Below are 12,516 nucleotides of genomic sequence, written 5' to 3'. Positions count from 1 at the left end.
TGTGGTCTAGTCAACGCCCAACGCCTTAAATACCGCATCCACCGGATCGGCATAAAAGCTCGTCTGAAACTTGGTGAATAGCTTTCCTGGCACAGTGGGGATATCTGCCGCGCTGGTAATCGGGAGCGCCACACGATTGCCGCCTCCGTCAAAGGTTACCTGCAGGCATTCAGCAAGGCTTTGAACAGGGTTTACGCTACCGCCTAGGCTCATATCTCCAAGAACTACCGACTGTGCCTGTGTCGGCTGAACGGCATACGCGGTCAGTGAGAATGTCGAAAGGCAAAGAGAGATCAAGCAAATCCTACCAAAGCTAATTTTTTCACAGCCCAATCTCTGATTGTTGTGTAACAGCACAAAACCACTCACTCATCTGCCCATACCCATAAACAAACGCCAGCTTACGCGCTCTAGTCAGGCTCACATACACCAATGCTCGTTCTTCATTCTCCCGCTGGCGCTTCGTTACAGGGTCAGCGGCTGAGTTCACTACGAAACTAAGAGGCACCAAACCTTGATTAACAGATGCCAAAAATACAGCATCAAACTCCAGCCCTTTCACCCTGTGCATAGTGGCAAGATTCAGCGAGCTTTCAGGCGTATTACCACTGCGGCCATCGAGCACATGGCAAAGCTGCTGGCGGCTCTCAAGGCTGCTTTTCAGCTCCCCTACTTCCTTGCGAGTACGGGCGATCACGCAGCAGGCTTCTGGTGCCAGTTTATTTTCACGGATGGCGGCGAGTATCGCATCGGCTTGTTCGGCCATGGTGTTAAAACCACAAACTTCGGGCGCGGGGCCATGCATCAGGGAATGATAAAACGTCTGGTTATCCTCGCCACCGTCGAGGTCATCAACAGCTACCCCTTCAAGGATACTAACCGCCAGCTTTCGGGTTTCATCGGTCGTGCGATAGTTCACTTTCAGCCGGGCACTGCGGCCACGAATATCAATACCGCACTGGCCCAGCACCACTTTATTCTTGCCATAGATTCGCTGGTGGCCGTCGCCCACAATAAACAAATCGTTAGGCCCGGGGGGCACCAGTGCACGAATTAACATAAACGCCTGAGTACCCATATCCTGAGCTTCGTCCACAATCACCGAACAAAGCTTTGGCCGAAGTTCAGGCTGTGCTTCTAGCAGGTTGCGGGCATCACGGTAGGCGTCATCTGCCTCTTTCAGGTAATTACTGGCCAGCAAATGTCGATAGCGCTCAAATACCGGCCAGATATCAACTCGCTGTTGGCGGTTCAGGCGGGTGCCACGCCCAATGCGGGATGCCTTTTTATAGCCTTCCACACTGGTAACAGATTGGGGCTGAATAACCCGCGCCCACTCCTCCTGGAAGAACGCCATACTCAGATCAGAGCCCGCGGGCTTTTCTGAGTAGGCTTGCTCCCAAAGGCGACGCTCTTCTTGGCTATCCATCAGCAGGCCGTAATCGTAGCCTTTCTTTTTCAAGAAGCTGATCACCCAGGCATCTAGGTTCATCACTTCTACGCGCGCTAGTGCATCCTGACTGCAGATCTTATTCAGGTTCTGCTGAATATCAGCCGCCAGGTTCCGGGTAAATGTGGTGAACAGCACTTTGCGATCGGCCGTAGCAACGTTTTCAGACAGCCACTTTGCTCGGTGCATGGCCACGACGGTTTTACCGGTTCCGGCACCGCCCAGCACGCGCACTGGGCCGTTCTTCTTACCGTTCGCCAGCCTGCGCTGAGCTGGGTGTAAAAATACTCGCCATTTCTCGATGGATTGGTTAAGCACTGCCTGCAGTGCTTCTTCATTTTCCGCGACAGCGAAATGAGCCTGGGATTCCGGGCGTGCCAGTGCGGTATTGAAGTCTTCCGTATCCACTTCTTTAGATGCAGCGGGAACAACCTCGTTATACGCCTCTTCAAAGTTGGCGCCCGCCATCAACATGAACAACCCCTCATAGGCATCAGGCGGAACCTGTTCATTGTCTCGGGCGTTTTCAAGATCCGCCTCGGTTTCCATGGCGCGTACCAGTGTCAATGCATCCTCTGGCAAACCCAGCTGTAGCAACTGACGATCACGAATGCTATCGAACAACCCAGGCTGCTGCTGAGCGGTAAGCTCGGCTGCCGTGCCTTCCAGCTGTTTCTCTTCAACTGTAAACACCTGCACAGTACCGGTGTTGGGGTTGATCTCCACCTTGCGCTTGGCTCCCCACGCATAGGCGTCATCATGATGATCCACGTACAACATCAAGTAGAGGTTTTGTTTTTCGGCGGCAGCCAAAATTATCCGCACATCCTGATTGACCCGAATAGAGCGCAATTTGGCGTCTCTACAGGCGTTCAACTTTTCATAGTGCAAGCCCCCGTGCTGAGGGTCCTGCTGGAATTGCATAACCGCCTTGTTGGCCTGGCTCTGTTCATTGGGCGTTAGCTTTAACAGGCTGCCAAAATACTTATCAGAAAACGCAACGCTGACCATCTCAGGCTCCTGAATTTGATTCATTGATAGCGGATTCCAGTTCAGTCACCGCTGTACACACCCGCCAACCTTCCGCTTCCAAGTGGGGCTTGCTGGCCATCTGATCCTCTACATCTTCGAGCAAGAACGCGATTCCCCGCTCGTTAAATAAAATTTCGGCCTCGCCGACAATCTCTTCGTTAGCGTTCATCACCGCGTCACCGACTTGGCCCTCTTCAGGCCAATCTATAGTCAGAGCGCTTAACGCTTCCGCCAGTTCTGGGTCTAGCTGCTCAAACCAACTTGGGGCGGCACTAGCTTCCCCCTTTACCTGCGGCTTCGAATTCAGGTCCGGCCACAACAAACCCGCAGCTGTGCCGTCATGCTTCGATGCCGGCGTCCAGGCATACATAACCGGCAAAAACTGCAACAGGTTTAGCGCGGCCCAGAACCTCTGCCACTGGTACCGTGCAGCTTCTTCGTTGCCCTGGCGCAAGTCATAACACACCGAAACCATGGCTTGGCTCAGGTCAAAGGCTTTCAATAAGTTCGTACCGGCGATCAAATCCACAACCACAGCTGCTGCACCCTTGCCGTCGTGCAGTTCAACTGAACCTGCCAACGCCACCGGGTCAGGGGTGAGGTCAGTAAAAGCAGCCGGAAGATCCCCCAGACGATCCAACACCTTTGTTTTTATAGCTTGGTCCGCCAGCACACCAGCAGGCAGGCACTGTATCGCGAAGAACATAGCCTGCTGAGCCAGCGCGGCAGAATCCTGCGTGGTCAAAAAGTGCATCAACAGTTCAAAAGTGGTTTTGTTCAGATGCTCAGCGGTGTTCCCAACGCTCGCCAATTTTGCCAGCCCAGCGATGGCAGAATGATTCTGCTCCGGTGAGGTCATCCCAGCAGGCAGAGGTACATCCATCGCCTTGTCACTCATCATTTTATTAACGTCGTACCAGTTCAACGACCACACCACAAAGCCAGCGTGCATCAACGCTTGCCGTTTGATCAGGTCTTCGCTGCCTTTATTGACATGGAATTTATAGCCATCCAGAAATATCACTACTGGCTTCAACCCGCTACTTGCCGGCCAAAGTACAAAATCCGGACGGCTAGCAAACTGCACGCCCTGGCTAGCGCCGAAATCAACTTGCGGCTCCATTTCATAGGCCATCGCCCCGATGGTAAGTCGGCAACCATGTTTCCCGCGGATAACATCCTGAGACACCCGAACCTTCTGGCCGCCAACCGATTCGTGACCAGAGAACGCTGCTAGCGCCTCCGGGAATCTCGCCTCCAGCTCACTATCAATCCAGGGATTTGCCGCCAGAGCGCTAAGTGAATGCTTATCCTGAACCCACTGATGCCCTGCATCCACGATATCTTTCAGCATCTCGAGAGCCAGCTCCTTGCTGGTGCTTTCCATGCCGTAGGCATTGCGATATTCCAGCAAGCATCGGTAGCAGCCATCCATGGTGCCGTCGTAACAATCACAGCCTTCCATAACCTCGTAAGCCATGCGGAAAACCGACTGCATATGCTCGGCCTTGCTTAGAAGCTCATGCAGATAACCGGTGCCGCCGGGTACAGAGTCATAGAGCACAATAAAGTGTCGGCGCTCATCGGTTTCGCCCACCGGCTCACTCTGATAGGCCACCCGTAGATGATCCACCTTGCCACCAAAACGGCGCTTCAAGCCTAACTGTAGAGCTGCGACAAACGAGTTTACTTGCTCTTCAGTGCCGCCTGTAGACAACCTGGGCAGCAAAATACGCAGGGCTTCTGATGAGAACTGTCGGTACAGATACAGGCAGTTCTCGATGCCAATATCTTCCTTACCATTGGCAAGTTTTTTTGGCCCCCGAGAATAACCACATGTTTTCATATGGCTGGCCTCGGCCTTCCCAGAAGCGGCTGCACGGGTTTGTACCGAACCACATTCCTTACAAATGGGGAAGCCCGCCCGCTGTATGTGCTCACCCGCCACATCAAAGTACATTTCCTCCCCTTCGCGGCGGCCAAAGTTCACCTCCAGGAAGCTAGCGGCGCGGATAAACTCAAAACCGAAGGGCCGGTCTTTGTCATCCAGAACCCAGGTGATGTCGATATCAGAGGGTTTGAAATCAATCAGCATCTGCTTGTTAAAAAATACCGGTTCCCGATCATCGGAACGGTCATCCAGCTGGGCATCTTTAGCATTGGTGAAAGCATACACCTGAGTCATTTTCAACATCTTGGTGCGCGCGCTTTCATCCCCCCATTGATTGGTGTGGCACCTCGGACAGGTTTTGTCACTGAAGCCCGAGCCGGGATCATCCGCTGCAGCTGAATAATGACAGCGGGGGCAAAAACGCCAGTCCTGAATGTTGCGCCCCTTGGCCGTTTCTACCCGTGAGATTTTTACCTTGCGATTACCCGCATAGAACACGGATTCCGGTGCCAACTCTGTCAAGGCAGCCTGTGCGGGACGCTGGTACTCGTACTCCCGCTTGATAAATTCACGCTCGGCGCCATCTCCACCACCAGCCGTTTTCTCAGAGCGGAAAATTACCGAGTGCAGCGTTGCCCCCTCTTCTGGGAAAGCGTAATTCGGCAGCAAGCCTTCGTCGGTGAAGAAGTTCAGAGTTTCGCGCTTGTTCAAACGAATACGCATGCCGCGATAGCCGCCTATCTCCCGCTCTAACTCCGTTATCTCGTCTTGAGTGTGCTCATCCAGAGGCTGCTTGCGCAGATGATTCAGCTGTTTCTCTAGCTCTTTAATCGTCCCCGCCATTTGCTTGCGATCATCCGCTACACGCCTCAACCTACCGAGCACATACAATCGTAAATGGTCATCCTTATGCTGCGGCCCGCCAAACAAGTACTGGCGCAGCAGTTCCAGGTCATCTTCACTCAACTCTTTAGCAACGTGACTGGCAAAACCGTCCCATATTTCCTGCATGTCGTGTTTAAGAAAATTCAAAAGCGTATAAGGGAAACGGTCTTCCTGCGTTTTCTCAACGGCATCCAAAACCGGCTGCATGTTAGAAGGTACTTGGTTGTCGCCTTTTGCCTTGCGTGTCCAGCAGTCCATGGCATAAGCCAATAACTGCCGCCGTAACACATGGCGCGCCTTGAGAAACACCGCCGGTGGCTCGACCGGTGTATCCAGCATGCGGCTCGGGTCCGCATAGAACACCAAATCATGGGGGCGACCATTGGCTACGGTAAGCACAAAAGAGTTGCCATCCCGACGCCCTCCTCGCCCTACCCGTTGCAGGTAGTTGGCCTGAGCAGGGGGCACAGAACACAGCAACACACTGGACAGGTCACCAATATCAATACCCATTTCAAGCGTGGGCGTGGCTGAGAGCAGATTGTATTCCCAGGGTTTCTCACCATTGATAAAACTGTTCTCTACGCGAATACGATCGCTCGAAGCCAGCAGCCCCGTGTGCTCATGAGCAATTACTCGATGAATCTCGCCTTGGCGGTAAAGCGTGCGATACAACGAGTCCCGTACGGGAGCAGAGTGCTCATACACTAAGTTGGGGTGAGCTGCGTTCAGCAAAGGAATGCCACGCCAGTAATCCGCCTCGTTGGCTGGTACATGCATGGGCCGATACCCAGGGCATTCCACCGCCTGAACATCTACGGTAATGGTGATCTGCTCCGGGTTCAGCACCCATAGCGTTATCCCACGCTCACTTATCTCCTGCTTCAGCAGACCTGAAACACACAGCGAATCCAGCGCCGCTACAAGCACATGCTCAAGCTGCTTTCGATCCACCATGGCATTGGGGTTCAGGCACGCCAGCCAACGTTCATACCAAGACTGCGAAGTGTTGGTATGAACCAACGGCTCATACCCTTCACCTTTACCCATCGCTGGGTACTTGGGTCTGGCAGAGGCCGGGCCGAGTGGCGGGGCATAATTCAAAAATTTCAATAGATAGGCTTTGCCGGATTTTTCGCGATAGTATTGCAAGCTGTCCAGGCCAACTGCACCCATATACACAAGGTGCTGCACAAGCCCTGTCATAAACCTCTGGGCTGTTTCTTCATCGATACGGTAACCCAGGGTGTTATCCACCGTTTGGGACCAAGCCGTAGCTGCGCTGTTTACCACCTGCATGGGCCAGCCCAACGCTGCAATTCCCAGCCGGTTTAGTGAACGCCCTACCTGTGAGCGCCAAGCAAGGTCTTCCAGCAGCTGCCACAACATGCGTTCGCGAATCAGCTTGAGTAACGGCTTGGGCTCTTTGACCTCCCCAGACTGCTCAAAATACTCAAAAGCACCCTGGTAACGCTTATCCGGTGGCATGAACTCCCGCAAGTAGGACGTCAGTGGCAACCGGCCCTGCTGTCCATCGTGATTCAGCCACCAGGCTTCAAACAGTTCGGGCAGCTTAAGTAGCGGCACCGGCTCAGGCTGACCTTCCAGTAATTGAGTCAACGCCATGCGAACGTTATTTTGCCAAGTACGGGCTGCGAAGAAACCGGCGCGGTGGGTGGCATCCTGCACAGAGTCACTGAAGGCCAGCAGCTTGCGGTCATCGTTGTCCCGGCTGCTGAACAACTGATGAATAGCCACTGCACTCAAACTCGCCGCTCGAGCACCGAACACCACCAGCGCAGACTTGGCCGAACAATACGGGCAGTTGTGTTCATGCACCACTCGATTCACATTGCCCTGGCGCACTTCTTTAAGCAGGTGCGGCTTGCTGACCCGCACCAGTGCGTCATTGCCCGCTTGGCAGCCTTTGCAATCGCCGCTGTAATCCACCGCAGCCGTTTTGCCACAGTCTCGGCAAACCCTGAAGTGCTCAAGCATTAGGCCGCCCACAGACTCAGCTTGCGCTTCCTGCCAAGGCAACAGCAGTGTCGTCTCTTCGTGATTGCCAAAAAACGCCGGGTAAATCTGCGACAGGTCGGCTTCTATAACTTGATCTGTGGGGTGCCCCCTCTCCATCCGTGTCAGCCAAGCGGTACCGTGACACTCACGACACTGCACCAAGGGTAAACGAATTTGCTTTTGATCCTTCGGCGGTTGGTCATCGCCAAATGAGAGCAAGGGCGATTGGTATGAGGCACCGAAATCCCCTTCAAAACCTTGATCGGCCACCCCTCCAGCTTTGGGCTCACGAAGCGTTCCAACAATCCGCCGTAGCTCGCGAGACCACAACTGCAGTCGCAGCTGCACAAACGGCTGCGTGTTCTCCGCTCGGGCGTGAGACATCAAGGCCAATAAAGCAATCGGTACCTGCTCGGGTTGCCGTTGAAACCGCTTAGGGATTTGTGCCGCCAAGCGCTCTACCAGTGCACGGAACGTGGGTGTGCCTTTGCCCAGATTCAGCTGGCGCAACAGGTTTGCCAGTTGGCCGTGTTGCTTCAGCTCCTTACCCAGAGCAATGCGGCCCTTCATATCCGCCAGGCTTTCAACTGGTGCCTTGCTGAAATATAACTCGTAAGCTGCCTGTAAATACTCCTGCAAACTCTTACTCAAAGCAGCACTCAACTCTTCCGGACCAATCTCCGGGTTCAGGCCCAAATAGGCCATATTATCCAAAAAGTCTGAATCGCTTTTACGATGCTCGAGAATGACCGAGTTGGTACGAAAGACACTGGAGAAAATATCCGAGGCATACTCGAGCAAACCTCGAATGCTGTCATCACCGCCCAGAGTGGCCGACGTACCCACACAAATCAGCTGCTCCGCTGCCATATCAAATCTGGCACGCAAGCGCCGAATCAACAGCGACAAATCCGTACCCTGAGCGCCATCGAAGGTATGCAGTTCGTCTACCACCAGATAACGCAGGGTATTCGGCCCGTTGTGTGCCCACAGCTTTTGGTCTTGCGGTCGCATCAACAAATAATCGAGCATTTTATAGTTGGTGAGCAGTACATCTGGCGGGTTTGCCCGCAGAGTGTCCTTATCTGTAATCACCTGTTCCGGCCCCATGACCTTGCTACCGTGACCATCACCGCCCACAAACAACCCAACGCGGAGCCCTTTCAGTGCTGGCTGGCTATGGATAATCTGGGCGAAACGCTTGGCCTGATCCGTAGCCAGCGCGTTCATTGGATAAATCACAATCGCCTTGATGCCCGGAGTCTGTTCGCGCTGACAATGATCCAGAACCGGATACAAGAAACACTCAGTTTTACCAGAACCGGTACCCGTAGCAACCAGCGTATTGGCCGCCTGTTTTTCAGATGCCAGCCGTTGCCATGCCTCTTCCTGATGCGCATAGGGCGGATATTCGGTCGAAAACCCCTTGAAGAAATCCCGACCAGCGGAACCATCCATAAACGGCAGGCCCACCGACACATAGGGGCCTTTGATAAAGGCCTCCCCGTCTTGCTGCTCCTCCACCAAACGGTAAAACTCGCCTTTAAAAGGGGCGGTTTCCGTTTCGTAACCGGTGACAATGAACTCACGCAGGGCGGCTGAGACTTCACTGGCTAGTAGGCCGGGGATCATGTGCTCTCCAAATTCAATAAATACAAGAGGTTAAACTTAGTTCAAAATTAGTGCCCATGTCGTGTCACTTGCCGGGCTCTAATCTAACGTGAAACGATTCCCTAGCAGTGTCCTCTCGGCTACTTTCGATCCCTAAACTCACGTAACGCTTCCTCAAGAGTAACGGCCTTCCAAGCCATCGACTCCAAGTTACGTTTATCATCAGGATTTCCGACAACGGCAAACTTCGCAGAGGGCCAAGCAATTTCCGATTCAGCGACAACAGCACCACTGGCGCCAGATACCTCATAACCAATTTCGGGTTTTGCACTGCCTTGTTTCTGATACAGCCTAAGCAAACCCTCAAAGGCAGAATCCACTAGCTCAAACAAATTATCCCAGCTCGTTGTGCTACCGATAATATTCTGAGCTTTGCGAAACTGCTGAATAATCGCCATGTCCCGTTGCTTGATGTACATGTGATCATGCAAGGGCTGCTTTCGGTGGCAGTCGGCGCACAGTGCCTGAAGGTTCGCTTCGCCGTTATTCCGTTTATTGCCATCTCTGTGATGGGTATGGAGCAATCCCTTAGCTTGTTTCAAATCGACCTTACAGCTTTCACAGACGAAATTTTTGCTTTCCCTGAACTTTGCCGAAACCTCTTTCCAGTTCTTGGCATAACCGCCCTTATCTTCTATGAACGATTTCGGCAGATAACGGAAAAGAGAGCTGTAATGCGCAAAGAAATTTTTCAAATCAAAATTGGAAAGAATTTCTCCTTTCCGCGCAGGAGTCGAAACATACCCCCGATAGTTCAGATGCTTGAGACAATTGATACACACTCTCAAGCGAGCGCTACCCTCAACTGAACTGAACGTATTCTTCGAATACCCGAAGACCTCGAAGTCTCCCGATGTATTAACCAAGGCTCGATATCTTTGAAAGCGATTACGCTGCCTCATCTGTTCGAGAGTTTGGCAATCTGCCACATGCACTTTTTTGCCATCGGGGCCGTTCTCCAACACCTGATCGATGTTCTGCCCCTGGTCAGGAATATAGAGAACAATTTGAGCCCCATTGCTGCTTAGCAACCCGCCCATGGTCTCTACGTCTTTCAGCTCAATTTCGGCACCACCCTCATTGAACCGATTAACGATGTCTGGCAGAGGATCCGCTAAGGCGACATTCAGCTTATAAGGGCGTTCCGCCGCCCCCATTTTTCGAACTTGACTCCAGAGCTGATCAATGGGGAAATGCAGCTTCATCCATCAATCTCCAGAATCTGCTTGATGCGAATATCTGCATTTGAAATCACGCGAAAGGTGACCCGACGACTCTTATTAAAATCCTCCTCACCATCGGCACCAATGATGGGCTTAGCTGAGGAAAAACCGACTGCTGCAATGTGCGACTTAATCCAATCCTGATAGGGCTGAATGTCATCCAGCCTGTAGATGTACTCAAGAACACTTCGGGTTCTACCCTGCGACAACTGCATATTGAGAAAGTAGGCATCCGTGGGGCTAGTGGAACGATTCCAGATACTGCTAGTGTGCCCTTCTATCCGCACCTCATTGATCGAATCCTGGAATCCACCGAGAACGCCCATATAACGGGGGAAAAAGTCGCCCAGAAGCGCTCGATAATCTTCGCTCAGCGCAATATCTCCGCGCCGAAACAGAACATCTGGCGACTTAAAGGTGAATGTCAGAGTGTCCTTATCGATTTCGGCGTTCCAGCGTGGTAAGTCCTCGGCAAACTCATCCACTAGGGCATTATAGATATCAACCTGAGTTTCCTGATAGGCGACGGCTACCTCCTTGATGCGATCTCGCTCGAGCAGCGCGTCACGCATCAAAGCTATCGCTATAAACAAGAAAACCACCATCAAACCTGCCATCAGGTCTGACACGGAGAGCCAGTGATTCTCATCCTGTTCGGACGCCTTTGGTTTTAAAAAGTGAGCCATAATCTTCCCTTATTAGGCCCGCGCCTGAACAACCTGATTCATTTGATCTACCAGACCTCGATAGTCCTCGGTAAACTGACCAGTAATGGAAACCAGTGCTTGTCCCATTTGCTCCATAGAGCGATTGATCTCCGACTGCAGCGCCTGATCCAAAATCTCAATACTTCCCTCCACGGACTCTGCACTTCTGCGAATCGACTGCTCCATCGCTTCTTTCAAACCAGTGACTAGGCTCTGGAACTGAGCAGCTTGCTGATCTGCCATTTGCTCAAGGTTGCTATTAAGCTGATTGCGCATACCCTCAAGCCCAGATTCAAAGGACTCTCTGCTGCGCGCCGCCTCCTCAACAACCGACTTACCGGATTCACGCAACGAATCGCCAATTGATTTCGTTTGGTCGTTCATTTCAGCCGCTAACGTGCGGAAATTACTGTGCAGGTCATCAGCCATATCAGAGAAGAGCTGACTGGTTTGCTCGGAGCCTTTTTGCATGGCATCCGAGGTGCTTTGAAGGGATTGATTTACCTGGCGAGTACCGTCCGTAAATTCGGCCACACCCTGCGAGATGACTTCCTGATAGCTTTCGGTGACCTTGGTTATGCCTTCCACCAACTGTTTAGATGCGTCCTGTACGCCATCCACCGTTAGTCCGATCTGCTCTTTCAAAGAAGGCACAGCTTCAACAGCTTTATCACGAACGTCTTTAAATGCTTCAAGGTGACGGCCCAGCTCATCAATCTGATGTTGATTTACCGTCATCACTTCGCCCAACTTGGTCATGGAGTCAGGGATTTGAGTGGTATGCTCCTGAATCCTGGAAACCGCCGACTCTGTTTCGGTGATCGCGGTAACGCCCTGGGCATACTGCTGCGTCATATCATCAAGCTGGACTTTATAGTTATCCTGCCATTCAACCAGCTTCTCAACAGCCTTGTTCAATTCTTTGAAGTTTTCGCCAAACTGCTCGGTCAGATTTTTATTAAAATCAGTGATGACCTGTTTGAGCGCCTCAATAACGGTCTCCGTTGCAGACTTCGACAACATATCTGCGAAGTCCTGAAGTTTGATCCAGAGCTTTTCCTGAAATTCTGAAAACTCTTTGCGAGACTGTTTATCCGCATCATTGATGTCCGATCGCATCAGTTTCATCTGGCCAGTCAGGCTAGATTCATCACCACTACCAATGGCCTGATTCAGTGCACTGATGCCATCGCGCTGTTCCCGCATAACGGCATATAATTCTGCCGCGCCAATCTGGTCTTCATCAATTTCCTCGGAATCGGCGACATAAAGAATGCCCACTGACACAAGAACTTTGTAGACGATCGAGAGGAACATCCCCACAAGGCTGGTTATAAACGCGGTTTTCATTCCACCCAGAAGTCCCTCGATGCTTCCATCAATATTTTTAACATCAAATGCCAGAAGCCCGGCGACAATACCGAAGAAGGTTCCAAGAATACCCAGTGTGGTGAGCAGCGTTGGCGCGTACTGCGTGAACGAGTGATGTTTGTTCAGCCGTTTCCAAACACAAGCCAACAAAAACACAAACAGCAACAAACCAACAAATATATCAGTGACAAAACCAACCTCAACCGAGGCTACAGCGTTCTCCAGAGGTGCCGAGAACATAAGGACTCCATTATTACTACGATGCTA

Annotated in this window: 5 protein-coding genes and 1 pseudogene; all 6 read right to left on the bottom strand. The window is 52.2% G+C overall.

All coding sequences use genetic code 11. The annotated features are described in order from the left end of the window. Positions 1 to 6: 6 nt before the first annotated feature. Positions 7 to 270, bottom strand: a pseudogene (locus CPH80_RS01400) (ATP-dependent Lon protease); the annotation flags it as partial. A gap of 52 nt (positions 271 to 322) precedes the next feature. Next, on the bottom strand, positions 323 to 2,485 hold the full coding sequence (locus CPH80_RS01395) for a UvrD-helicase domain-containing protein (RefSeq protein WP_197703589.1): 2,163 nt from the start codon (positions 2,483 to 2,485) through the stop codon (positions 323 to 325). After that, the gene (locus CPH80_RS01390; protein WP_096275270.1) at positions 2,463 to 8,909 is read right to left on the bottom strand and encodes a DEAD/DEAH box helicase; all 6,447 of its coding nucleotides are present in this window, start codon (positions 8,907 to 8,909) and stop codon (positions 2,463 to 2,465) included. The genes CPH80_RS01395 and CPH80_RS01390 overlap by 23 nt, the downstream gene beginning before the upstream one ends. Positions 8,910 to 9,028: 119 nt before the next feature. Further along, on the bottom strand, positions 9,029 to 10,153 hold the full coding sequence (locus CPH80_RS01385; protein WP_096275269.1) for an HNH endonuclease: 1,125 nt from the start codon (positions 10,151 to 10,153) through the stop codon (positions 9,029 to 9,031). After that, positions 10,150 to 10,857, bottom strand: a complete 708-nt coding sequence (locus CPH80_RS01380) for a flagellar motor protein MotB (RefSeq protein WP_096275268.1) — start codon at positions 10,855 to 10,857, stop codon at positions 10,150 to 10,152. The genes CPH80_RS01385 and CPH80_RS01380 overlap by 4 nt, the downstream gene beginning before the upstream one ends. A 12-nt stretch (positions 10,858 to 10,869) precedes the next feature. Beyond that, positions 10,870 to 12,489, bottom strand: a complete 1,620-nt coding sequence (locus CPH80_RS01375; protein WP_096275267.1) for a MotA/TolQ/ExbB proton channel family protein — start codon at positions 12,487 to 12,489, stop codon at positions 10,870 to 10,872. Positions 12,490 to 12,516 lie beyond the last annotated feature (27 nt).

This window comes from Marinobacter sp. LV10R510-11A (assembly GCF_900215155.1).
GTDB lineage: Bacteria > Pseudomonadota > Gammaproteobacteria > Pseudomonadales > Oleiphilaceae > Marinobacter.
Note: the sequence above shows the minus strand (reverse complement) of the source record. Positions and strands in the feature narration are given on the sequence as shown.

Bases quoted from the DNA above. Each gene is read 5' to 3' on its own strand.
- CPH80_RS01395 (WP_197703589.1), bottom strand. From the start codon at position 2,485: ATGAATCAAATTCAGGAGCCTGAGATGGTCAGCGTTGCGTTTTCTGAT.
- CPH80_RS01380 (WP_096275268.1), bottom strand. From the start codon at position 10,857: ATGGCTCACTTTTTAAAACCAAAGGCGTCCGAACAGGATGAGAATCAC.
- CPH80_RS01375 (WP_096275267.1), bottom strand. From the start codon at position 12,489: ATGTTCTCGGCACCTCTGGAGAACGCTGTAGCCTCGGTTGAGGTTGGT.
- CPH80_RS01385 (WP_096275269.1), bottom strand. From the start codon at position 10,153: ATGAAGCTGCATTTCCCCATTGATCAGCTCTGGAGTCAAGTTCGAAAA.
- CPH80_RS01390 (WP_096275270.1), bottom strand. From the start codon at position 8,909: ATGATCCCCGGCCTACTAGCCAGTGAAGTCTCAGCCGCCCTGCGTGAG.